The sequence below is a fragment of the Synechococcus sp. KORDI-49 genome (assembly GCF_000737575.1).
Classification (GTDB): Bacteria; Cyanobacteriota; Cyanobacteriia; order PCC-6307; family Cyanobiaceae; genus Parasynechococcus.
On sequence record NZ_CP006270.1, the window covers coordinates 1,776,928 to 1,800,650 of the forward strand.

At 61.0% G+C, this 23,723-nt stretch carries 20 protein-coding genes; 13 read left to right on the plus strand and 7 right to left on the minus strand.

What is annotated here, in order from left to right:
* The first annotated feature begins 17 nt into the window (after positions 1-17).
* Positions 18-872, plus strand: a complete 855-nt coding sequence (locus KR49_RS08965) for a galactose mutarotase (RefSeq protein WP_043694324.1) — start codon at positions 18-20, stop codon at positions 870-872.
* Here the strand turns inward: KR49_RS08965 and KR49_RS08970 are convergent.
* Positions 857-2,008, minus strand: a complete 1,152-nt coding sequence (locus KR49_RS08970) for an FAD-binding oxidoreductase (protein WP_043694327.1) — start codon at positions 2,006-2,008, stop codon at positions 857-859. The two genes, KR49_RS08965 and KR49_RS08970, sit on opposite strands and share 16 nt — an antisense overlap.
* A gap of 14 nt (positions 2,009-2,022) precedes the next feature.
* Between KR49_RS08970 and KR49_RS08975 the strand changes: the two genes are divergently transcribed.
* Positions 2,023-3,372, plus strand: coding sequence for a four-carbon acid sugar kinase family protein (locus tag KR49_RS08975; protein WP_043694329.1), 1,350 nt, complete (start codon positions 2,023-2,025; stop codon positions 3,370-3,372).
* Here KR49_RS08975 and KR49_RS08980 read toward each other — a convergent pair.
* On the minus strand, positions 3,268-4,653 hold the full coding sequence (locus tag KR49_RS08980) for a (Fe-S)-binding protein (RefSeq protein ID WP_043697222.1): 1,386 nt from the start codon (positions 4,651-4,653) through the stop codon (positions 3,268-3,270). The two genes, KR49_RS08975 and KR49_RS08980, sit on opposite strands and share 105 nt — an antisense overlap.
* Positions 4,654-4,743: 90 nt before the next feature.
* Here KR49_RS08980 and KR49_RS08985 point away from each other — a divergent pair, with 90 nt between their 5' ends.
* A complete protein-coding gene (locus KR49_RS08985) occupies positions 4,744-5,685 on the plus strand; it encodes a hypothetical protein (protein WP_156957170.1) in 942 nt (313 codons plus the stop codon).
* Between the two features lie 3 nt (positions 5,686-5,688).
* Here the strand turns inward: KR49_RS08985 and KR49_RS08990 are convergent, their stop codons facing one another.
* Positions 5,689-7,113 (minus strand): NADP-dependent isocitrate dehydrogenase, encoded by a 1,425-nt coding sequence (locus KR49_RS08990; RefSeq protein ID WP_043694335.1) that lies wholly within the window; start codon positions 7,111-7,113, stop codon positions 5,689-5,691.
* A gap of 80 nt (positions 7,114-7,193) precedes the next feature.
* Here KR49_RS08990 and KR49_RS08995 point away from each other — a divergent pair, with 80 nt between their 5' ends.
* Positions 7,194-8,129, plus strand: coding sequence for a glycosyltransferase family 2 protein (locus KR49_RS08995; RefSeq protein WP_043694338.1), 936 nt, complete (start codon positions 7,194-7,196; stop codon positions 8,127-8,129).
* On the opposite strand, the gene KR49_RS09000 is transcribed toward KR49_RS08995, so the two are convergent.
* The gene (locus KR49_RS09000; RefSeq protein WP_043694339.1) at positions 8,104-9,348 is read right to left on the minus strand and encodes a ChbG/HpnK family deacetylase; all 1,245 of its coding nucleotides are present in this window, start codon (positions 9,346-9,348) and stop codon (positions 8,104-8,106) included. The genes KR49_RS08995 and KR49_RS09000 overlap by 26 nt on opposite strands.
* Positions 9,345-10,115, minus strand: coding sequence for a 5'-methylthioadenosine/adenosylhomocysteine nucleosidase (locus KR49_RS09005; RefSeq protein WP_043694341.1), 771 nt, complete (start codon positions 10,113-10,115; stop codon positions 9,345-9,347). The genes KR49_RS09000 and KR49_RS09005 overlap by 4 nt, the downstream gene beginning before the upstream one ends.
* A 78-nt stretch (positions 10,116-10,193) precedes the next feature.
* Here KR49_RS09005 and KR49_RS09010 point away from each other — a divergent pair, with 78 nt between their 5' ends.
* The 9 genes from KR49_RS09010 (at position 10,194) to KR49_RS09050 (ending at position 21,079) form a co-directional block, all read left to right on the plus strand.
* On the plus strand, positions 10,194-10,637 hold the full coding sequence (locus KR49_RS09010; protein WP_043697225.1) for a hypothetical protein: 444 nt from the start codon (positions 10,194-10,196) through the stop codon (positions 10,635-10,637).
* Positions 10,638-10,712: 75 nt separating this feature from the next.
* A complete protein-coding gene (locus KR49_RS09015) occupies positions 10,713-11,426 on the plus strand; it encodes a heme oxygenase (biliverdin-producing) (RefSeq protein WP_043694344.1) in 714 nt (237 codons plus the stop codon).
* Between the two features lie 7 nt (positions 11,427-11,433).
* Positions 11,434-12,486, plus strand: a complete 1,053-nt coding sequence (locus tag KR49_RS09020) for a glycosyltransferase (protein ID WP_043694348.1) — start codon at positions 11,434-11,436, stop codon at positions 12,484-12,486.
* Between the two features lie 82 nt (positions 12,487-12,568).
* Positions 12,569-14,389: an ABC transporter ATP-binding protein gene (locus KR49_RS09025; protein WP_043694351.1), complete on the plus strand. Its 1,821-nt coding sequence runs from the start codon at positions 12,569-12,571 to the stop codon at positions 14,387-14,389.
* A 5-nt stretch (positions 14,390-14,394) separates the two neighbouring features.
* Entirely contained in the window at positions 14,395-16,614 is a 2,220-nt protein-coding gene (locus KR49_RS09030) for a glycosyltransferase (protein WP_043694354.1), read from the plus strand.
* Entirely contained in the window at positions 16,611-17,768 is a 1,158-nt protein-coding gene (locus KR49_RS09035) for a glycosyltransferase (protein ID WP_253912742.1), read from the plus strand. Before KR49_RS09030 ends, KR49_RS09035 begins: the two co-directional genes overlap by 4 nt.
* Complete coding sequence (locus KR49_RS09040) at positions 17,761-19,059, plus strand: glycosyltransferase (protein WP_043694359.1); 1,299 nt, start codon at positions 17,761-17,763, stop codon at positions 19,057-19,059. Before KR49_RS09035 ends, KR49_RS09040 begins: the two co-directional genes overlap by 8 nt.
* Positions 19,059-20,207: a glycosyltransferase gene (locus tag KR49_RS09045; protein ID WP_043697231.1), complete on the plus strand. Its 1,149-nt coding sequence runs from the start codon at positions 19,059-19,061 to the stop codon at positions 20,205-20,207. The genes KR49_RS09040 and KR49_RS09045 overlap by 1 nt, the downstream gene beginning before the upstream one ends.
* The gene (locus tag KR49_RS09050) at positions 20,204-21,079 is read left to right on the plus strand and encodes a sulfotransferase (RefSeq protein WP_043694362.1); all 876 of its coding nucleotides are present in this window, start codon (positions 20,204-20,206) and stop codon (positions 21,077-21,079) included. The genes KR49_RS09045 and KR49_RS09050 overlap by 4 nt, the downstream gene beginning before the upstream one ends.
* Positions 21,080-21,086: 7 nt before the next feature.
* On the opposite strand, the gene KR49_RS09055 is transcribed toward KR49_RS09050, so the two are convergent.
* Positions 21,087-21,926, minus strand: coding sequence for a sulfotransferase family protein (locus KR49_RS09055; protein WP_043694365.1), 840 nt, complete (start codon positions 21,924-21,926; stop codon positions 21,087-21,089).
* Complete coding sequence (locus tag KR49_RS09060) at positions 21,923-23,716, minus strand: hypothetical protein (RefSeq protein ID WP_043694368.1); 1,794 nt, start codon at positions 23,714-23,716, stop codon at positions 21,923-21,925. Before KR49_RS09060 ends, KR49_RS09055 begins: the two co-directional genes overlap by 4 nt.
* Positions 23,717-23,723: the final 7 nt, after the last annotated feature.

Consider the following 23,723-nt stretch of genomic DNA (forward strand, 5'->3'; position numbering starts at 1 on the left):
CTCAGCCGCCTTGGCGGATGCCGATGACACTGACGCAGCAGACGGGCCCCTATGCCCACTGGGAATACATCCATCCCGAGAGCGGTGATCGTCTGCGGATCGTTCCCGAGCGGGGCGGCATCGTGACCGAGTGGCGCTGCGGCGAACGGGAGGTGCTCTATTTCGATCAGGAGCGTTATGCCGACCCCGGCAAGAGCATCCGTGGCGGCATCCCGGTGCTGTTCCCGATCTGCGGCAACCTGCCCGGCGATCTGCTCGAGGTGAGCGGCGTTGCGCACACCCTCAAGCAGCATGGTTTCGCGCGCAATCTTCCCTGGCAGCTTCAGCTGCTGGAGGATCAGAGCGGTGTGAGGCTCACCCTCAGCGACACCGAGGACACCCTGGCGGCCTATCCCTTTTCCTTCGTTGTGGAGATGGAGATCCGTCCGGTGGCACAGGCCCTGGAAATCCACACCACGATCCAGAACCGCAGCGAGAGCGTCATGCCTTTCAGCTTCGGCCTGCACCCCTACTTCAACATCAGTGATCTGGCTCAGACTGATCTGGCCGGTCTGAATGAGCGCTGCCTCAACCATCTGGAGATGGCGGAGACAGACACCGCGTCTCAGCTGGGTCGTCTGCCGGACGGGGTGGATTTCCTCTGCCGTCCTGCCGGCCCGGTGACGCTGATTGATCGGACCAACGGCCAGCAGCTGCAGCTGCAGCATCAGGAGCCCATGGATCTGACGGTGATCTGGACGGAGCCTCCTCGCGCCATGGTCTGCGTCGAGCCCTGGACGGGCCCTCGCCAGTCGCTGATCTCCGGTGATCGCAAGCTTGAGATCCAGCCCGGCTCCAGCTGTGCCCTCAGCTGCCGTTACGCCGTCTCCTGATCGACGCCTGGCAATCGTCCGCGGCAGAGTTGCTGGCGCGGATCGAACTGGCGCTTCACGGCTTCGATCACCGGACGTGCCGGGGTGTCGAGCCAGGCGGGCAATCCGGCCGCCTCAGGCTGTTTGAGCACCGTCAGCTGGCCCCCCAGGTCGATCACCCTCCGGCGCAGGGCGTCGACCCGGTAGGGGGCCGTTGGTTCAGAGCACCAGCCATCACCGCAGCCGGCACCGGCGGCCAGATCCCACTGCCATCCCTTCAGTGCGAGGAGGGTCCCATCGCTGAGCAGCTGATGCAGGACGGCGGAGGGAAGGGCGACACGCACCAGCCAGGTCGGATCCATGCAGGGCAGGCCACTGTCCAGTGGATCGGCACCGGAGTGCCGTTGCGCCTTCAGCCGATGGCTCCCGGCCATCGCCTCGAGGCGCTTCATCTGGTCTTCCACCGCCTGATCCGACACGCTGCTGAGCAGCAGCCGCAGTTGCCAGTGGCCATCGCCACGGCTCTGCCAGTCGCAGCGTTCTGGGGTGAGGGTTGATCGCAGCAGTTCGGCGCGGAAGCTGTTCTGGGAGCTGAGGTCGCCGTGCAGAAGAAGAGTGGCGTGGGCTGGCCGGATCGGCTGCACCCGCAGGGTGAGTTCGGTGATCAGGGCCAGGCTGCCCCAGCTGCCGCAGAGCAGTTTCATCAGGTCGTATCCCGCCACGTTCTTGACCACGCGCCCTCCGGCACGGGCCTCCACACCGTCGCTGCGCAGCAACGTGATGCCGATGATCTGATCGCGGACGCCGAGATGACGCTGCCTCAGGCCCCCTGCCAGCCCGCGGGCCACCAGACCGCCGATGCTGCCTTGAGCTTCTCCGCGCGGGTGGTCCAGAGGCAGCCACTGGCCGCGCTCCGCCAGCACAGCCTGCAGGTCGGCCAGAGGGCACCCGGCTTGCACCGTGATGGTGAGATCGTCCACGGCGTGGTCGATCACCCGGTTCAGTCCTCGGCAGCTCAGCACCGGATGACGGGCATCCAGGGGCGGTCCCCAGTCCAGGCGTGTGCCGAGACCGCTAGGAATCCAGGGGGAGGCCGCATCGTGCCACTGGCGCACCAGGGCGATCAGCTCCTTGCGGGTGGCAGGGGAAGGAGGCACGGCACGATGGTGCCATGAAGGTTGTTGTGATCGACGACGACCCAACCGGCTCGCAGACGGTTCACAGCTGCCCTCTGCTGCTGCACTGGGACGTGGAGGACCTGCGGGAGGGGCTGCGTCACCCGTCCCCACTGCTGTTTCTGCTGGCGGACACCCGGGCGCAGACCGAGGAGGCTGCAGGGGAACGCAACCGCGAGATCGCTGCCAATCTCGATGCTGCCCTCAGCGCCGAGGGCCTCCAACGCAGCGATGTGCTGCTGGTGAGCCGAGGTGACTCCACCCTCCGCGGCCATGGGGTGCTGGAGCCTGCCGTTCTCGCGGAGTGCTTCGGACCCTTTGATGCCACCTTCCACGTGCCGGCTTTTCTGGAGGGTGGGCGCACCACGGTCAACGGAGTCCACCTGCTTCGGGGTGTGCCCGTTCACACCACGCCCTTCGCCTGCGACCGGTTGTTCGGATACGGCACCAGCGATCTGCCCGGCTGGCTGGAGGAGAGAAGCCATGGTTCCATTCACGCTGCCGATGTGGTGCGGATCAGCGGGCGGGACTTGGATGCCGCCTGCGGCAGCGGGTTGCCCAATCTGATCGAGCGGTTGCGGCAGCTGGTGGGAAATGCGGCGGTGGTGGTGGATGCTGAGCGTCTTCCCCAGCTGACCGCCTTCGCGGCAGCGGTGCGCAGTCTGCGCCGGGAGAAACGTTTTCTGTTTCGCTCTGCCGCCAGCCTGGTGAAAGCCCTGGCGGATCCAGGCCGCCAGCCCCTGGATGGCCCAGGCCTGGCGGCCTTGCGTCGCCGGGATGGTCGAGGCTGCCGATTGCCGGGACTGGTGATGGTCGGATCCCATGTGCCCCTTGCCGATCAGCAGCTGGCGTTGCTGCTCTCGGAAGAATCCTGCGTGCCCATCGAGCTTCCCGTGCCCCGCATTGCGAGGGTGCTGGAGGGTCCGACCCCTGATCTGCTGTTGGCGGATCTGGAACAGGTGTGGCGGGAGCAGCTTCAGCTTGCGCTGGTCAGAGGGGCCACGCCGGTGCTGTTCAGCAGTCGTGGCGAACTGCGCTGCGGCAGTGAGCGGGAGGGTCGGCGGTTGTCGCGTGAACTCGCCCGGCTGATGGCACGACTGGCATCGGCGATGGCGCCATCTCTCGGCTACCTGATCAGCAAAGGGGGAACAACCACGCAGACTCTCCTCAGTGAGGGGCTGGCGCTGCGATCCCTGCATCTGCAGGGTCAGCTGCTGCCGGGTCTGTCACTGGTGCTCCCCTCAGGCGGGGGGCGGTTGCAACAGCTGCCGATCCTCACCTTTCCGGGCAATCTCGGTGATGCCGGCACGCTGCTGCTGGCCTGGCAGCGGATGCAGGCCGGCTGAGGCCGCCAGCAGCTCCATGGGGTGATGCACGCTGGCCCGCGCGCCGAGATGCTGACGCAGCTGCAGGGTGCAGCCGATGTTGGCGCTCGCCACCAGATCCGCACCGGTGCTGCTGAGGTCGTCTGCCTTGATGCGCCCCAGTTCCGCCGCCTCCTGGGGTTGCACCAGGTTGTAGATGCCGGCGCTGCCACAGCAGACGCCCGCTTCTGTGGCTTCCCGGAGTTGCAGGGCGGGAATGTTGTGCAGCAACTCCCTCGGCTGAGCCTGGATCCCCTGGCCATGAATCATGTGGCAGGCGTCGTGGAAGGCGACCGTGATCCCGAGGGGTTGCAGGCGTCGGCGGAAGGGTTCGCTCAGACCGCGTGCCGCAAGGAATTCGTGAACATCCAGAACGGGGGAACGGAAGAGGGCCTCACCCATCAGCAGCTCTTCATAGGCCTTCATCGTGTGGCCGCAGCCGGAGGCTGCCACCAGCACGGCATCGACATCCCCTTCGATCGCGTTGAAGCTGCGCACCAGATCCGAGGCCAGCTGGCGGGTCAGCTCCAGTTCTCCCTGGTGATGACTGACGGCTCCGCAGCAGCCCTGGTCGGGAGGTAGCACCACCTCGAAGCCATTGGCCTGAAGCACCGCCACGGTGGCTCTGCTGACGGCGGGATCAAAACAGCGCTGCACACAGCCCAGCAGCAGCGCCACCCGTCCTCGCCGTTCACCAGTGGCGGGATTCAGCTGCGGCAGATGGTCGCTGTAGCTGTCGGCGGCCAGAGGGGGCAACAGCCGTTCCATGGCTTCGATCTGGGGACCGAACAGGCGGGTGAGTCCAGTCCGGCGGGCAAGCGCTTGAACCGGCGTTCCCGCATAGATCCGCAGGGGTTGCAGCAGGGCTCTCAGGCGGCTGGGGTACGGCAGCACCTGCAGCAGCAGTCGCCGGAAGGCCACCTCCCACGGGCTGCGATGGCCGGCCTTGATCAGCTTCGGACGGGTGTGCTCGATCAGCTGGTCGTAGCGGACGCCGGACGGACAGGCGCTGACGCAGGCAAAGCAGCCGAGGCACGTCTCGAAATGACTGGCAACACTGGCATCGAGCTCCAGCTCTCCGGCTTCGATCGCCCGCAGCGCATGAATGCGGCCACGGGGGGAATCCATCTCACTGGCCAGCACCCGGTAGCTGGCACAGGTGGGCAGGCAGAACCCGCAGTGGACGCATGGGTCGGCCGCACCGGCGGGGAGTCCCGGCAGGTTGACAGAGGCGCTCTGATCCGGCCTGGAGGACTGAGTCATGCTGCGATTCTGACGGAGCACTTTCTGTTCTGGGTTACTCTCAGCCCCACCCAGGCCTTGGATCAGGTCATCAGGACAAGAGTCAATGTGATGGCCGAGTCTTCATCTTCCAGGGTCAAGATTCATGTCGGGGTTTCACGTACAGGGACAACAGTTCTTCAGCGTCATGTCTTCCCTGAGCTGAGAAATCATCTCGTCTTTGCCAAGAAGCCATTCACATCTTCGATATCGTCATTGCCGGTCGGTTGGGATTCCAGGCTGCAGTTCGTCGATCATTGCTTGCAGAAACCCCTGCAACTCCGAAGCTCTTCAGAGCGTCATCATTTGGCGGGGAAAATCCTTTTTCCTGTTGCTATTGCCGCCAGCAGGCAGGACAGTGCTGATCAGTCTGTCTTCCGTCAATACCTGAGCTGTGTTGTCCGTCAGATGATCGAAGAGTCGCAGCGTGATGGCCGAAGGCTGTTGATCTCCAGTGAGCGTTTGGCACAGACCAATTTTTCCATTTGGGCCAAAAAACGTAACTTCTCCAAGTCCGTTGTAACGACCTTTCCTGTTTATGAGTTGTGTCGTGCTTTTCTTGATGCTTCTGGCCAGAAGCCCCAGGTGATTGTGGTGCTCAGGGAGCCGATCTCCTATCTGCGTTCCAATTACATTCGGATGTGCGAAATGCGGAAGAAGCATGGGAATTCTTGCCTCTCAGCTGATCGTTTCGTGGCGCGTCAGGCGCGATGTGAAAAGGCTCACCCTGGGACATCGGCGCTGACTGCTGCCATGCATCAGTCGTTTGTAAGTGCTCTGGAGGCTGTCGCGGAGGTGAAGGCTGTTGGTTTCCGCGAGCAGATCGCCAGCAGCGATCTGTGTTCACTCTTCGGTCTGGAGGGTGAGCCAGGGTTCTCCTTCGCTCAGTTCCCCCGTGAAAACAGATTTACCGAGATGGCCGACGATGAGGCGACGATTGAACGGCTGATCACTGAAACGCTTGCGAAGAAAGGGTTTCTGGATCGTCTTCACGCCGAGCAGCGCTATGAGTGACCGTCAGAACCTTGTGATGATTGCCTCAGCGAAACCGCTGCAGCTCACCGGATCCACCTGAGGTTCCATCAGCCGGGCCAGGTCATAGGTGACCTGCTTGTCGGCAATGGCGGCACTGAGGCCCTTGGTCACCAGTTCGGCAGCCTCCTGCCAACCAAGGAATTCCAGCATCATCACGCCGCTGAGAATCACCGAGCCCGGGTTGATCCGATCCAGGCCGGCATGTTTCGGAGCGGTGCCGTGGGTGGCTTCGAAGATGGCAGCGTTCTCACCGATGTTCGCGCCGGGGGCCATGCCCAGGCCACCCACCATGGCGGCCGCGGCATCGGAGATGTAGTCACCGTTCAGGTTGAGGGTGGCGAGGATCGAGTACTCCTGGGGCCGGGTCTGGATCTGCTGGAAGATGCTGTCGGCGATGCGGTCATCGACCAGCACCATCTCTTTCCACTTGCCACCACCGTGGCTGCTGCCGATGGCGTCGATCACCGCCTGCACTTCGGCATCGATGTCGGCCTTCTTTTCTGGGGTGAGGCTGTCGTAGCCCGGCTCGATCATGCGGGCGTTGGCCTGCACGCTCAGGTCTGAATCCTTCTCGAGGTTGCCGAGGATCCAGCTTTCCCGCTCGGTGATGCACACGTCGCGGAATTCGGTGGTGGCCAGCTCGTAGCCCCAGTCGCGGAAGGCGCCTTCCGTGAATTTCATGATGTTGCCCTTGTGCACCAGGGTCACGTGGCGCTTGCTGCCCTCAAGGCGCAGAGCGTGCTGGATCGCCTTGCGGATGTGGCGCTGGCTGCCGTGCTTGCTCACCGGTTTGATGCCGATGCCGGAGCCTTCCGGAATCTGGCGCTTGCCCAGCTTGCCGTTGGCGGGAATCACCACTTCATTGAGATGCTTGCGCAGCTCCTGGCCGACGGCGTCATCGGCCTCCCATTCCACACCCATATAAATGTCTTCGGTGTTCTCCCGGTAAACGATCACGTCCAGATCTTGCGGACGCTTGTGGGGACTTGGGGTGCCCTCGTAATAGCGGCAGGGGCGGACACAGGAATACAGATCAAAGATCTGTCGCAGGGCAACGTTCAGGGAGCGGATGCCGCCACCCACCGGGGTGGTGAGGGGGCCCTTGATCGCCACGCCGTAGCTGCGGATCGCTTCGAGGGTGTCCTCCGGCAGATACTGATAGGTGCCGTAGAGGTCACAGGCTTCGTCGCCGGCGAACACCTTGAACCATTCGATCCGTTTCGCACCGCCATAGGCCTTGGCCACGGCGGCATCCAGCACCTTCTGGGTGGCGGGCCAGATGTCAACACCGGTGCCGTCGCCGCGGATGAAGGGGATGATCGGGTTGTCGGCCACCACGGGCTGACCGTTCTCGAAGCGGATCGGCGTGCCCTGGCTGGGGGCTGTGAGCTTCTCGAACTGGGCCATGGCGGTCGATTGGGCGTCAGCAAGGCGAGCCTATGACTGAGTGTGCAGCCTTACGGTTCAGCCATCACCAGCAGGTTCGGATGGTCCGCGAGCAGCTCTGGGTCGTAGCGGCTTGCTTCAACGAGCACAGCATCATCTGTCGGTTCATTGAGGAGGTGCTTCAGCTCCACGTCGTGGATCGACTGGTTCTGATCGATGACGGCTCTGGAGACGCCACGGTGACTGTGATCCGCCAGTGGCAGGAGGCCCATCCCAGCGCTCCGCTGGTCTTGCTGGAGCTGACGCGCAACTTCGGCAAGGAAGCGGCGATGCTGGCCGGCCTCGACCATGCATCTGGACGCTGCGGTGCGGTGGTCTTGATCGATTCCGACCTGCAGCATCCACCGGAGAGGATTCCCGTGATGGTTGAAGCGTGGAGGCAGGGGGCCGAGGTGGTCACTGCTGTGCGGGATGACCAAGACGCCGAGTCTCTGGTGAAAGTGGCCACAGCCTCCTGGTTCTATCGGGTGTTCAATCGGTTGGTGGATTCGATTCAGCTGCAGGAGGGGGCCGGTGACTTCCGTTTGCTGAGTGCTCCGGTGGTGGAAGCGGTGACCCAGATGCGTGAAGCCGCGCGTTTCTCAAAGGGGTTGATGCCCTGGACGGGATACCGCAGCGTGGAGATCCCTTACAGCCGCGTGGCACGTCTGGGGGGGGGCAGTTCCTGGAGCTCCTACAGGCTCTGGCGTTACGCCCTTGATGGCATCTTTTCCTTCTCGGTGAAGCCCCTCAAGGTGTGGGGGGTGATCGGTGTGCTGATTTCTCTGCTCAGCTTCCTCTACGCCGCGCTGATCGTTCTGCGCACCGTTGTCTTCGGGGTGGACCTGCCGGGCTATGCCTCACTGATCGTGGCCATTCTGTTTCTCGGTGGAATCCAGCTGATCGGCATCGGTGTGCTCGGCGAATACATCGGCCGGATCTACATCGATGTGAAGAAGCGGCCGCACTATTTCATCCGCGCGGTGCACGAGTCCTGAGGGCCTGCCACTCCCGCTGCCTGTCCGTGCTGCTGAAGAAGCCTGCGGACAGCTGGAATCCGTAGCGCTCCATGGCGGCAGCGTTTCCGGCTACTGCCGGATGGCTCAGCAGGAGATTGGGTGTGTCTCCTTCGCGCGTTGGACTCCATGCCAGTCCCTGGAGGCATGCCTCGAGAGGGCGTCCCGTCATGCGTCCTGTAAACAGCACACCACTGAATGCGCCGTTGGTGCTGATGCCGGCTCGCTTCAGCCGGGGAATGGCCAGGCCGCTGAGCAGTTGCAGCACCAGCCACTTGAGCAGGCCTCCGCTGCGCAGCGCAGACCACCAGCAGGACAGAGGCAGATCTGTGGGCAGCGGTTCCCGTGTTGTGCGAATCCAGTCGATCTGATGCTGTTTGGACTGTCTCAGCAGGCAGTCCAGAACGATGGGCGTCAGATGGATGTGCTGATGGCCGTCAAGCGGAATCCGTCGTTGTTCGGTGAGCGTCCGGAAACGGTGGACCTGGTGTTCGATGGCGCGCTCCAGTTGCGGCAGGAATCGCTGGCGACGCGCGGGCAGCAGTGAGGCCAGCAGCAACGTGCCGAAGCTCGCCGGTAGATCCGGACAGCCTTCCACGCCTGGGCCTTCCGTCAGGCAGAGATGCAGGCAGAGTCCCGCGGCGTCGGGCAGCGTCCGCCAGGCGGCGGCGGCCTCCTGTGCCGATGCCCCGTCCACCAGCAGGCTGGCGCCTTGCAGCTGACCGCTTGTCGCAAGGCTCAGGATGGCTTCATCAACCTCCGGGGCCAGACCGAGGTCGTCTGCATGAATCAGGTCAGGCAGGGCTGGGGTGTGACGCTGTCGCTGGCTGAAGCGAGCAGCCCGGCTCCAGATCAGGGCATTCAGCACTGTGGGGGTGAACACCAGCAGCAGGGTGCGCCATGCCGGATGGGCCCAGTCCGTCAGCAGCAGTGGCAACAGCGCGCAGACGCTCAGATTGATGCCGTATTGGAGGATCAGCCAGCGCCGGGCAAAGCGACGACCTCCGGTCTCCTCCCGGAAGGTCACCAGAGCATGGCCGAGATAACCCGCCACAGAAGCGGCCAGAAAAGCGAGAGGGTTGGCCAGCCAGCTGGGAATCACCATCTCAAGGCTGATCAGCACGACGAGATGAACACCTGCCGCCACAGCACCCACTGCTCCGTAGCGCCCCAGGCGCCGGAGCAGCGCCGCGGATTTCATCGGCGGGGCGCTGAGGCCTGTCGCCGGAGCAGTGTCTCAATCAACGTCCAGGCCCGTGCGTCGTAGGCCTGAACGAAGTCATTGAAGCTCTGTGCGGCCTCCGAATCCGCCCCATCCGAGATCACACGCAGAACCAGCCAGGGAACGTTCTCCTGTTCGGCCACCTGCGCCACCGCGGCACCTTCCATTTCCACGGCCTGCAGATCGGGCAGGGCGTCGCGCAGGGTTGCGATCACAGCAGCATCCCCGATGAACTGATCACCGGTTCCGATCAGTCCCGGCTTGGGCCGGCCGAATCCCTGGAGTGCACCGGCGGAGTGGCTCTGCTCAAGCGCGTTGAGGGCCCAGTGAAACCAGGCCTCCTGGGGTGCCAACACGGCCCGGTTCAGTGGTGGCACTACGAATCTCGGCAGGATCGGTCGCACGTCCAGATCGTGCTGGACAACCGAATCGGCCAGCACCACATCCCATTGCTGCAGGGCTGGGTCGGCACCACCGGCGACCCCGGTGAACAGAAGCAGATCGATCGGCGCCTCCGGGGAAGCTGAGGCGAGCACACGGGTGGCGGTGCGAGCAGCGCAGACCTTGCCCCAACCGCTCCAGGCCAGCGTCAAGAGCACCGGCGTGCCGCCATCCCCCTGCCATTCGCCGCGATGAATCACCAGATCGCCGAAGGTTTCGCGACTCAGGTTGTTCAGATGAGCCAGATCAGAACCGATTTCCTCCGGCATGGCCCCAAGCAGACCGAGATGGAGAGGGCGTTCCATGATCGACGCGAATTGCTGTCACCGTAACGGCGGGCCAGGGTGGATCCGTGCAGGATTGGGCGAGGTGTGACGTCGGTCGTGAACGCAGGTGAAACGGTGTGCAGCGTGGAGCAGGCCCGGGTCATCGCCTCCGCAGTGACGCTGGTGCGGCGACATTTTCCTGCCGCCAAGGAAAATCTGCGTCCGTGGAGGGATGACGCCCAGACACGTCAGTGGAGCGAACCCGAGTCGATCGATCTCTCCTTTCACTTCCCGGGCTGGAGCCCGCGGCTGCAATGCCGCAGCCTGCTGATGCAGCTTCGTCTCAGCAGGCGTGAAGCCGATCAGCCAGGTCACCTGCTGGGTGTGCTGATGCGCGGCATGACCTACGACGGCGAGCGCTGGCGGCTGGCGACCGTCGGCGATTGGCAGCCCACAGGGTCCCATCTCCCCCAGCCGGATCAGGTGCAATGCCTGCGCCAGATCTGTCAGGACCTGTTCGTTCTGTTTTCAGCGGGCGCATCGGATGAGGCTGCCCCGTAACCCTTCGCAACTCAGACGGCCGCTGGTTGGATATCTCCTAATAAGGTCGAGGAATCGCTCAACCACAGGCTGATCATGTCCGTCGCACTGGCTGCACAGCTTCGTGAAGGCACGAAGAAGTCGCACACCATGGCCGAGAACACCGGCTTCGTGAGTTGCTTTCTGAAAGGCGTCGTCGATAAGGCCAGCTACCGCAAGCTCGTGGCTGATCTCTATTTCGTGTACACAGCGATGGAGGAGGAAATCGGAAAGCTCGGAGACCATCCTGTGGTGGCACCGATCGGAATGAAGGAGCTCAACCGCCGTGAGGCCCTCGAGCAGGACCTGACCTATTACTTCGGAGCCAACTGGAGGGATCAGATTCAGGCTTCACCTTCAGCAGCGGTTTACGTCGATCGCATTCATGCCATCGCCAAGGAGTCTCCTGAGCTGCTGGTGGGTCACCACTACACGCGTTATCTGGGTGATCTCTCCGGTGGACAGATCCTCAAGAACATCGCCCAGAAGGCGATGAACATGGATGGTGATGACGGTCTGCGTTTCTACGTCTTCGATGACATCGCTGATGAGAAGGCGTTCAAAACCGCCTACCGCGCCGCGATGGACGAGCTGCCCATCGATCAGTCCACAGCGGATCGGATCGTCGAGGAAGCCAACCACGCCTTCCACCTGAACATGAACATGTTCAAGGAGCTGGAGGGCAATCTGGTTGCAGCGATCGGCAAGGTGCTGTTCGGTTTCCTGACCCGTCGGCAGCGCACCGGCAGCACGGAGGCGGCAGCCGCCTGAAGCAGCCGTGGCCACCAGGCTTGTTCGCTTTCTGGTTCCCGGCACCAGCGGTCGTTTCCGCTGTGGTGGACTGAGCGTTGAGCTGCAGACGGCACGTCTGGTGGCCTCACTGTGTGAGACGGAGATCGTCACGTACCGCGAGCGTCGGGAGGACGTCCCCTTCCTGCACGACCTTCTCCGCGATGAATCCGCCTCAGACCATGTGCTCTGGATCGTCAGTTGGGGTTTCGATGTTCCAGGGTTGATCCGTTGCCTGAGAGGTCACCGGGTGGCCTACCACGCCCACAGCAGTGGGTACGGCTTTGATCTGCCTCCTGGGATTGCCGTTCTGGCCGTGAGCCGGAACACCCTCGGGTACTGGGGTGACCGAGCGCCTCGGAACCCACTGTTCCTGGTTCCGAATGCCCTGGAGCAGGCCTGGCTCGACCGTGGTGATCGTGCCGACGCCAGTGGCCGGGAGCGTCCCATCGATGTGCTGGTGCAGGCCCGAAAAAGCAGCGATTACGTTCTTCAGAGGCTGGTGCCGGCTCTTCGTCAACGGGGGCTCTCGGTGGAGGTGCAGAGCGGCTGGGTGGATGATCTGGTGGGCTTGTTCAACAACGCCAAGGTGTACCTCTACGACTCCGCCGAGTACTGGCGGGGACGGGGCGTCACGGAAGGCTTCGGCCTGCCGCCGTTGGAGGCGATGGCCTGCGGCTGTGTCGTGTTCACCAGCCTGAATCACGCTCTTGCAGACCACTGTGATCCGGGCCGATCAGCTCATCAGATCGGCTGCGGCAGCCTGGCCCATGATCTGCAACGCATTCAGGCCGCCGTCGCCGAACCGCTGCGATGGCGCCCACCGATGGCGGAGCTGGGGGTTCTGCTTCAGAACAGTGGTGAACAGCGATTGTTGGAGCGCTGGCGACAGGTGATGACAGATCTCGATCAGCTCCAGGGCCAATGGCAGCTGGATGCACCCCTCAGCAGCCCATCCACGTTGAGGTTGCGTTTGGCTCAGATGCTCCATCGCGCAAGGCGAGTGGTCGATCGGTTACCCGGCTGGCCGAAACGGTCCTGAAACGTCAGAGCTGACGGCTTAACTCATCAAGTTGTCAGAGATTTCCTGCAGATTCGTTTCGGCGAAGAGATCAGTTCGTTCTATGCCCGTTTTGCAGAGCCAGACCTGGAAAGAACTGAGCACTCTTTTTCGTGAGTTGTCACCGGAACGGCGGAAGTCTCTTCTTATTGTTCTCGCTGCATCGTTATTCCAGGGTGTTATTGACATCCTGTTGGTGGGTCTGCTCGCCAGGCTGGTCGGGCTCCTGGCTGGAGCGAAATTGGAGGATCAGATTCCTGGGATCCGTTTCTTTGGAGGTGGGTTTCTGGATCAGGCGGGTTGGATCGTTCTGCTGCTGATTGCGTCGTTCTGGTTCGCTTCTGCCGTGCGCTTCGGGGTGGCGTTACTGGAGGCGCTTCTTGCTGCAGATATCTGGTCAGATCTGGTCAATAAGGTGTACGGCAATCTGTTGATGCAGAACTACGAGTTCTTCACGCAGAAACGCTCCGCTGTTCTCTCGGAGCGATTCAATCGCATCCTCACCAGAGTCACGTCAACGGTGATTTCCCCGATGATCGCCATCTCCGGGAATGTGTTGAGTGTTTCGGCTTTGTTGATTGGTGTTGCCATCGCCCTGGGTGGCAAGGCACTCACAATCTTCGTGTTTCTGTTGATTGCCTATCTGATTGCTTCCCTGATCATCACGCCTTATCTGCGCCTGTTCCTGCGCCAGAAAATGCGTTATACGCGTCGGATTCGGCTCACTTTCTCTGAGTCGCTGCGATCGATGCGTGACATTCAGTTGTATTCCTCGCATCAGTTTTTTGTCGACCGTTTCATGCGCGACGGAACGATCGCCAAGCGCAATGACCGGCTTGCCAATCTTCTGCCGAATGTCCCCAAATTTCTGATCGAGCCAGCCGGCATCACCATCCTGTTCCTGGTCGGTCTTGCACCGGCCCTGGTGAGTGGGGACAGCGATCAGTTGCGTGCGGCCATGCCGGAACTGGCAACGGTGCTGGTTGTGCTTCTCCGGATTTCAGGTCCCCTGCAATCGATGTTCCGCAGCCTCAACAAACTGCGTGGTGGTCTGCCGGAAGTGAAGGATGCCCTTGATCTGCTGTGCATGCGTCCAACCCGCCTTTCGCTCGCTGATCCGTCCGTGCCATCTCCGGAGGGGGTCATGCCTCGCCGTCTGATCGAGCTGCGCGACGTCACCTTTTCCTATGGGCTCTCGGGTGAACCGGTGCTGCGCAATGTGGATCTGTCCATTCCTGTGGGTTCGCGCATTGCGCTGGTCGGCAAGACCGGAAGCGGCAAGACAACACTGGCTCATCTGCTGCTGGGTTTGTACAAACCGGAGTCGGGCGAACTGTTGCTCGATGGTCTGCCGGTGTCAGATGAGGAAATGCCTGCCTGGCAGTCCAATTGTGCTTTTGTGCCGCAGCAGATTCGTCTGCTGGATGCCAGCGTGCGTGAAAATGTGGCGTTCTGTGAAAGTCCCGACGAAATCGATGATGACGAGGTGTGGGCCGCCTTGAAAGCTGCTCAGTTTGCTGATTTTGTTGCCGACATGCCCTATGGGCTGTTCACCATGTGTGGGGAGAACGGCATGAAGCTCTCCGGTGGACAGCGTCAGCGGTTGTCTCTGGCCCGAGCGTTTTACCGCAATGCCAAGTTGCTGGTGCTCGATGAAGCCACCAGCGCTCTGGACAACAAGACCGAGTACGACGTGATGCAGGCGCTTGAGCTGGTGGGTCGGCGCTGCACGATGGTGGTCATCGCCCATCGCCTGTCCACAGTGAAGAAATGCGATCGGATCTACGAAATCGCAGACGGAGGTATTCGGGCTTACGGCGATTTCGAAACGTTGAAAGCGACGTCCACCAGCTTCCGTGAGATGGCGATGCTCGATGACGCCTGAAGGCCATGGCTGATGTCATCCTCCTGTCCACAGCGGACTGGGATCATCCGCTCTGGACGAACAAACAGCACCTGGCCGTTTCGCTGGCGGATGCCGGTCATCGAGTGCTCTACATCGACTCCCTTGGAGTTCGCGGTGCCCGTGCTGGTCGGGCTGATGCCAGGCGAATCCTGCGCCGACTGCTGAGAAGCTTGAATCCTCTCCGGCAGGTGCGTCAGCGCATCTGGGTGGTGTCGCCACTGGTGCTTCCAGGGCGGACCACTGGAATGGCGGGGCGACTCAACCGCTGGAGCTTCGGTCTTGCGCTGTTCTGGGCCGATTGGCGTCTGGATCTGCGCACTCCTCTGTTGTGGACCTTCAACCCGAACACGCGCTCTTATCTGAAGCTCGGGCGTTTCCAGGCCACGATCTATCACTGCGTCGATCGCATCCAGGCGCAGCCCGGCATGCCTTCTGAATCGCTTGAACGCGCAGAACAGGATCTGTGCGGTGCCGTCAATGCTGTGTTCACGACAGCTCCTGAGTTGCAGAAGGAGCTGGCACCGCTCAATGCCGGGACGCATCTGTTCGGCAATGTTGCCGATGCTCAGCATTTCGGACGGGCCCGTTCGCAAGAGCTGCTGCGTCCCCCTGATCTCCCCGCGATCCAAGGGCCCTGCCTGATCTTCATCGGCGCCATCGATGCCTACAAGCTCGATCTGGCGATGCTGGAGGCCCTGATCGCCTCGACTCCGCAATGGACCTATGTGCTGATTGGTCCAGTCGGTGAAACGGATCCGTCGACCGACGTGGAGCCCCTGGCTTCCCATTCCCATGTGCATCTGCTCGGCCCCAGGCCCTATTCCGAGCTGCCGGGGTATCTGGCATTGGCCGATGTCGCCCTGCTGCCGCTGCAGCTCAACGACTACACCCGCCACATGTATCCGATGAAATTCTTCGAATACCTGGCCGCTGGTTGTCCTGTGGTGGCCACGGCCATTCCGTCGCTCTTGGACCAGGGGGATGTGGCCACGCTCTGTCCACCAGATGCCACGGCGTTTCAACAGTCGATCGCCGCAGTGCTGAAAGGTGATGTTCCGGCTTTGGAGCAACGCTTGGCTCGTGCGGAACAGTTCACCTATGAGCGGCGCACGGCCTCGATGCTGCACTGTCTCGGCCGACACGGCCTCTTGCCTCAGGAGCCGGCTCCGCCGCAGGCGATGCCGTATCACCGCGTGCGGCGACAGCTGCGGGTTGATTGGGTCGCTGCCCAGGTGGGTCTGCTGCCGGTTCAGGCCATGGATCGATTGGGATGGCAACGGCTCAGCAGCCCCCTGCTGGATGCTTTTCTCCGCAGGTGGCCGTTCAGCATTCCCTTGCTCAGCGTTCGGGCCAGCCAAGCCTTGGCTCAAGGCGATCACGACAGGGGCCGCCACCTGATTGAACAGATCTGGCAGCTGGACGGTGAAGCTGAGCTGCTGCATCAACTGCTGTTCCGCCGCGGTTCCCGTCCTGGTGATCGCGGGGATCAGCTGGCGATGTTCGATGCTCTGGCTTCGAGCACGGTGCTGCCGCTCCACTTTTCCGGTTACTGCCGGGTGGTGCGCACCTACAGGGCGATTGATCAGAAAGATCAAGCCCATCTGCGGCGTTGCTGCAACGCCCTGGATGACATCATCGCTGCGTTGGACGATGACTCCGACACTTATCAGTGCCTGAGGCCGAATCGGGTGAACCGGGCCAAGCTGCTGATCTCGGCTCATCTCACCAGGCTGCGCGGATTGATGGCGTTGCACGATCATCCCGCCCTCAACCAAGCCGCCTTGCAGCTTGAGCAGTGCGCCCGGCGCTACGACCCATTTGCAATTGATCGGACCACCGCGATTCGGATGACCCGCAACATCATGCGTTGTCTGGCGATTGCGGCGGTGATGGCCTGGCATGCAGGAGACAGCTGCCGTCTGGATGCTGTGGTCGCGCAGGTGGAGCGCTTGCGATCGGCGAGTTATGCCGATCGCTTTGACCCCATTGCGGAACGAACCCAGGAGGACCATCGCTCTTTTGCCGACTGGATGCTGGAGCGTCTGCGAGGTTGCCGCTGGCCCGGAGGCCAAGCGACGCTGAAACCACCCGCCTCGTTGTTCGTCGAGCCCGTGTTGCTGGTGTATTTCCCGGTGCTGCGGCTGGATCGGGCTGAAAAGGCCTGGCGCTTTCTCACTCCCCTCAGCGGACAGGCCGCGGCGTGAACCAGCAGGTGGCCGGAACGATCGCCTTCAGCATCGACTCCCTGAAGCTCGGTGGAGCCGAGAGGACCTTGCTGCGCTGGGCAGTCTGGTGCCGGGATGCCGGTTGGCGGGTGGTGGTGATCACGCGCCATGGACCGGAGCGGGATGCCTATCCGGTGCCGGAGGGTGTGGTCCGCCGTCAGGAGCCTCGTCTCTCGCCTGCTCTGGAACGGCTTGGCTGGTGGGCCTTTCCCGCAAGGTTGCTGGCGTTGCGCTCGCTGCTGCGCCAGGAGTCGATTGATGTGGCGGTGGGGGTGACGGTGCTGCCTGCTGTGAAGCTGCTGTTGGCCTGTCGTGGACTGGGACTTCGTTGTGTGGTGTCAGAGCGCAACTACCCCCCGGCGCGCCCGCCGGCGTTGCCCTGGCGATGGTTGCGGCGCTTGGCCTATCCCTGGGCTGATCTGCATCTGGTGCAAACCCGCACAACCGGCTGTTGGTTGCGGCGCCATTGCGGTGCTGAGCATCAGCAGTTGATGCCCAATCCTGTGGTCTGGCCGCTTCCGAACCATGAGCCGGCTCTGTCCCCAGATGCCCTGTTGCCGCCTGAGGTCCCTGTGCTGTTGGCGGCGGGAACCAAGGCTCATCAGAAGGGTTTTGATCGGTTGATGCCCGTCTTCAGGGGGTTGGCCGATCGCATCCCGGAGCTCCATCTGGTGGTGCTGGGGTTGGGGGATACCCCGTATCAGGGCGTTGATCAGCAGGCCTGGCTGCGGCAATTGCTTGGGGATGGCTCGGATCGGCAGAGCAGACTGCTGCTGCCGGGCCCGGTGGGCAACATGTCCGATTGGTACGCGAGAGCCAGCTTGTTCCTCCTGCCATCGCGATTCGAGGGGTTCCCCAATGTGCTGCTGGAGGCCATGGCTGCAGGCTGCGCCTGCGTTGCCAGTGATTGCCCCACCGGTCCGGCCGATCTGATCGAGGATCACAAGAACGGGCGGTTGTTGCCGGTTGATGCGTCGTCAGACGTCTGGATTGAGGTGTTGGAGAGCCTGTTGCGGGGTGAGGAGCAGCGCGCCCGGTTTGCTGAGCAGGCGATGTGCGTTCGTGACCGCTTCAGCGAGCGACACCTTCGGGCTGTGTTTCTCGATGCCGTTCAGGGACTGAGCCATGGATGATCTCTGGGTGGTGCTGCCTCATCTCGGAGCAGGGGGCGCTCAGAAAGTCGGCCTGCTCGCAGCAGAACATTTCGCCGCACAGGGGTTCCAGGTTCGGGTGCTGTCGCTGCGACCGGAGCATCCGGTCAAGCACCGGCTGCCCGACAACGTGTCCATGCTGGACATGGATCCAGATCCGAAATCCCTCCATCCCTGGCTGCGGGATGTGGAGAACCGTTCCTGGCAGGCACGCGGGCGGCGCTTCACCGTTGCCCAGCTGATCAAGGTGCGGCGATTCATCGTTCGGCTCGTCACTGTCGTTTTGCTGCGCGGCATCCAGCTCGCCTTGCCCTGGGTTGATGATCGATTGCAACCGGGCCGGGGTGGACTGGCCAACGCGCTGTTGTCCTGCTGCATGGAAAGCGTTGGCGGCCTTCGTTACGCACGCCTGCGCGACTTGCTGGTTGAGCAGCAACCGGGGCGGGTGTTGGCACTGCTCAGCAAAACCAACATTCTTTGCTGTGCCGCGGCTTGGGATCTGCCGATTCATCTGGTGGTGTCGGAACGCAATGATCCCCGACGGCAATCGATGGATCGTTTCTGGCGCTGGCTGCGTTGTGTGTACTACCGCCGAGCCGATGTGGTGACGGCCAACACCGAGGGCGTGCTGGAGGCTCTGCAGGAGATGGGGGATTGGCAGCGGCTGGAATTGCTGCCCAATCCCCTGCCCGCCGGTGTGCTTCACGAGGATGCGGAGCCTGCCCATGGCGCTGAGCAGGAGATTCTTGCGGTGGCCAGGTTGGTGCCGCAGAAAGGCCTGGATCTTCTGCTCAGAGCCTTTGCCGAGCTGGACCCGTCCCTCCGAGAGGGTTGGCGCGTGACCCTTGTGGGCGATGGTCCGGAGCGTGAACGGTTGCACCGGCTGGCCGCGGATCTGGCGATCGGTGATTCCGTTGTGTTCGAAGGTTTCCGCTCGGATCCTTTCCGCTTCATGCAGCGGGCCTCGATCTTTGCTTTGCCCTCCCGTTTCGAGGGGATGCCGAATGCGCTGCTGGAAGCCATGGCGGCCGGACTCCCCGCGGTGGTGAGTGATGCATCGCCAGGGCCGTTGGAGATGGTGCGAGATGGCGTGAACGGCTTGGTGGTGCCCACCGAAAACCACCTCGCGTTCGCGAGGGCGTTACAGCAGTTGATCGACGATGGCGGGATGCGGGATCGGCTCGGTGATGCCGCCCGTGAGAAGCTCCGGTCACTGGACTGGAGCGTGGTGGAGCCCCACTGGCGTTCCGTGCTCGCCCTCCCAGCTCTGTGATGCCGGCGGCTCTTCAGGGTGCACTGATGGTGTTCGCTCCAACGCGCCAGGCGGCGAGTGAAACCTTCATCCGCGCCAACCTGGCGGGACTTCCGTTTCGGATCCAGGCCTGGTTCGGGGACGAGCGCCCCCTCGTTCAACCCCTTCGGTGTCTGTACGGCAGCGCGATCCTGCTGAGCAAGCTGCTGACGCGGCTACGTTTGCTGCGACTCGCCGGATTGCCGGCTGCATGGGTGGCCTGGCTGTTGATTCGCCTTGATCCCCCGGATGTGGTGCTGGCGGAATTCGGCTTCGAAGCGGTGCGCGTGATGGAAGCCTGCCGCTGGAGTGGTGTGCCGCTGGTGGTGCATTTCCGTGGATCCGATGCGTCGGCCCGGAACCGCATCGGGCTGTTGGAGGAGCGCTACCGCCGGCTGCTGCGTCTGGCCGGTGGCGTGATCGTGAAATCGGAACGGATGGCCCTTCGCCTGGAGGAGCTCGGTGCTGAACGGCAGCGGATTCAGATCAGCCCATCCGGTGCCAATCCGGCGCTGTTTCATGGCAGTCAGCCTTGTCAATCGCCTCCGCTGCTTCTGGCGGTCGGTCGCTTCGTGGCCAAGAAGGGTCCGCTGCTCACCTTGCGGGCTTTTCAGCTCTGTCTGCAGCGAACCGATGTCTCACCGCTTCCGCAGTTATGGATGGTGGGAGAGGGCCCGCTGCTTGCAGAAGCGAGGCGGTTTGTTGTTCAGCATCAGCTGCAGAACAATGTGGTGTTTGCCGGGGTCTGTTCTCAGGAGCAGGTGGCGGAACGGATGCGTCAGGTGCGTGCCTTCGTGCAGCACTCGATCGTGGCCCCGGATGGAGACAGTGAGGGAAGCCCCGTGGCTGTGATGGAAGCGCAGCTCAGCGGCCTGCCAGTGATCGCCACCCGTCATGCCGGGATTCCTGATGTGGTTCTCGATGGGGGAACGGGCCTGCTGGTGGAGGAGGGAGACGTGGACGCGATGGCCCAGGCGATGCTGACCCTGCTCGCAGAACCGATGCTGGCTCAAAAGCTTGGAGAGGCCGGCCAGAGGCGCGCCCTCCAGCACTTCACGGTGGAGCATCATTTGCGGGACGTCACCGAACTGCTGTTGCGGGTGAGTTCCGCGGCCCGGGCATTGTCATGAGTCGTCCCCCAACCCTGCTGCTGATCCGCGGCCTGGGCCACAGCGGTACCACGATCCTTGATCTTGCTCTTGGTGCTCACCCTCTGGTGATGGGTCTTGGGGAAGCTGCCCGGATTCTGAAGACTCCGGAACCTGGTGAAGAACAACGTGGTCCCGCCATGCTGCGTGGTTCACAACGACAGGACCGACTCTGCACCTGTGGGGCCACTGCCAAGGACTGCCCGATCTGGGGACCGGCCTTGGAGTGGCTGGTGGCGCATGACCACCTGTCACTTCCGGACAAGATGCAGCGGCTGATGCAGTTCTCCAGCGCGATGCCGTCCGCCACTGGGGAGCCCCACCGGGTGATCGTCGATTCCTTTCAGGATGAACTGGTGCTGCCCCAGGCGATGCCTGATCAACTGGATGTGCGGGTGATTCACCTGGTGCGTGACGTCCGCTCCTGGCTGCACTCCCGGTTGAAGCCAGCCCGCGCATCAGCGCAGCCGTTCTCCGAGCTGCGCACCTTGTTGCGTTGGTGGTACGTGAATCGCAAATTCGATCGGGCTCTGCAGCGCTGCGGCCGGCCTGTGTTTCGTCTGGGCTATGAGGAACTGGCGCTCCAACCCGAGCGTTCGCTGCAGCTGTTGTGCGACTGGTTGGCTCTGCCCTATTCCGATCAGATGCTGTCGCCCGGAGCTAACAGCACAAGCCATATCCTTTCGGGCAATCGGATGCGGTTTGATCCGGCTCGCTCGCGGGCGATCCGTTACGACGCCGCCTGGATGGCCTCCAACGACTGGCTGCTTCGCACGGCTCTGCTGATTCCGGCTGTGGCTGGGCTGAACCGGAAACTGGTGTATTCCAACGACGTTCTCCAGTCCTGTGTGTAGTTGGCACCTAGCGGCACCAGCGGCTAGCCGTTGGCCAGTGCCGGCACAGATCAAGCTCCGGCAGTTGATCGGCAACGCCGCGGTACACCGCAGCCTGGCTTTCACCGATGCTGGCAAGAACGTCGTCCGGCAGATCAGTGGTGGAGCGACTTTCGTTCACCCGATGGCTCCAGTTCGGTTGCTGGTATGGAACCATCAGATGACGGCAGAGCTGCTCATAAACGGGTTCGGTGAACAGACGTTCGTAGAGCTCAATGAATAGATCCTTGGGGGCAAATGCCTGGCTTAATGCCTTGAGTGTGTGCAGATAATCGCTGCGCTGACTGGACTGCTGCCTGAGTTTATGGGCGGTGCGCAGCAAATGATTCCGTTCGATGTCCGGCTGAAGTTCCCCGCGTTTGCGTAATTTCATCCGTTGTTGCGACAGAATTCGCTCCACTGGATCCCGCATCAGGAAGACCACCCGGGTGGCGATGTTTCTTTGGTCAAATTCCTGACGCACCCAAGCCATCGTTTCGGGCGAAAGGCAGCTGTACGACGGGGTGATGTCACCGGTGAGTTGAATGGACGACTTTTTCAGTAAGCGGCTGAAGTAGTCGAAATAGCGAGAGCTGTCCGTCAGGAAACGTTGCCGGCGCCAGGTTCTCCATTTCCAGGGAGCTGCATGTCTGGGTCTGAAATGTTCAAATTGCGGCAATGTTATTGCGTCAAGAATGTGATACTCCTTGCAGAAGCCGAAATCTGCGTCCTGACGGCAATGTAATTGCTCATGCAGCCAGGAGGTGCCTGCCTTTTGTGCGCCAACGCCAAACAGGAAGACTTTTCGCGTTTGGTTTGACTTTCTCATTGAATTCTCCTGAAGATTTTGCCATTGTTCTCATTTGGATTGTAATTATAAATTTCCCTGTAGGCGGTCATGTCAATATGATGTGTTGCCAGGCGTTTGCCAGTGTCAATATTCACAAGTAAGTCCCCTTTGACAGGGGAGTAGAAAGACCCTTTTCCGACTCCTTCCATGACAGTGTATACATCATCCTCTAGGTCAAAATAAATCAGACGGTCGAAATTCAAACGCTCCAGAGGCCCGCGATTTCTGAACCATGATTTGGAGTAGATGATGTTGATCTCTTCTCCATTCTGGCGAGCATTTGTTGTGATTGTGCGCAACCGATCATAGGTTTGTACCCAGCTTTCCTGGTCGACTTTCATCTTGCTGATTCTGTGATTAAAGCCTTTTCCTTCAAGATGCTCGATACCAATCAGACAACTGCTTGCTACGACTCCTGCAATGCCAATCAGCTTTGTATTGTCGCCTTTGTGAATCAGTGGTGTTGTTGCCCAGATCCATAGCATGGTCAAGTTCAGTGTCGCGATGAGTTGAACAGGCAGTGCCATGTAATTGCTGGAGCGAAACCCCACAAGGGCGAACAATCCAAGGGCGTAAGCTAAGGCGCCGATATTGAAAGCATCCAGCAGAGAAAATCGTACTTTTCGAAGATGGATCAAGATGCTTCGTGTCGCCATGGTCAGCATCAGGATTCCAAATCTGTAATCGGATTCGAAGCGAGAAAATCGAAGAGCGGAGTCGTAGGCATTATTGCCATGGTAGAAGCTTGGTATGTAACTTAGAAACAGGAACGAAATTGCCAGAACAAAGATTAAACTGATGAGACATATCTCCAGCCTGTATGCATTGATCCAGGCTTCCAGTGTTTTTCTAGACAGCTTTGGCCTGCCCGCGAGAGCCCCGCTGCACCCAGCAAGCAACACAAACATTGGTGGCACGGTGAAGAGAATGAAGCCTGTATCTTTGAAAAAGATGCCGACCAGTGCCGGAAGTATTGTTAGATATTGATCTCGGGACCGCTTGGATTTCCAGTAGTGACTATAGAAGTAGATGTAGATTGCAAACAGAAGAGTAACGATTCTTTCGCTATAAATAAACTGGAAAAATGTAAACCCTGTAGCGGTGTCAAACAAAAATAGAATACTGAAAACCAGGAGAATCTCTTTCCTGTTGGATCTGTTGCTTAATTCACCAGCTGTTTTAGCGCTGAGAATGCAGATTGTGACAAGCTCGGCTGCGTTCACCAGCATCCAAATGCTTACATAGGGTGTCAGCCAGCTCAGAATGTGTAGATCCTGGTGCGATAGAGGAAAGAAGCGAAAATCATTGCGGAACATTGTTTCTTTGACGAGTTCCCAGCGCAATGCGAAGTTGTTCAGCAAGTGATCAGTGTGAATATCTTTGTACCAGCTGATGATTTCCTTGTAAAACCAGCTTGCTTGCTGAAGCATCAGAGATGCATAGAAGGCAAACAAACCCGATGCGAGAGGGTGTCTTCTAACCCATTGCAATATCCTTTTAATGCTTCCTGCATTCTTCTCTGTTTGGTATTGTGTGGCGGTTTCAGACTGTGCCTTGTGAAGCAGAAATAAGCAGGTTGCAGTGAGAAGCAGGAGGAAAAAAAGATGTGAAATCGCGTTGTAGCGCTTCAGCAAGAGTTTGCCGCTTTCACTGGCCACCTCAGGCAGCCATGTGCCCGAAGGGATCAGGATGAGGATTGCAAACAGTCCAATGCCGATCAACACCAGCCACAGAACTCCAAGCCAGCGAACGGTCGTTGACCCAAACATTGTGCTC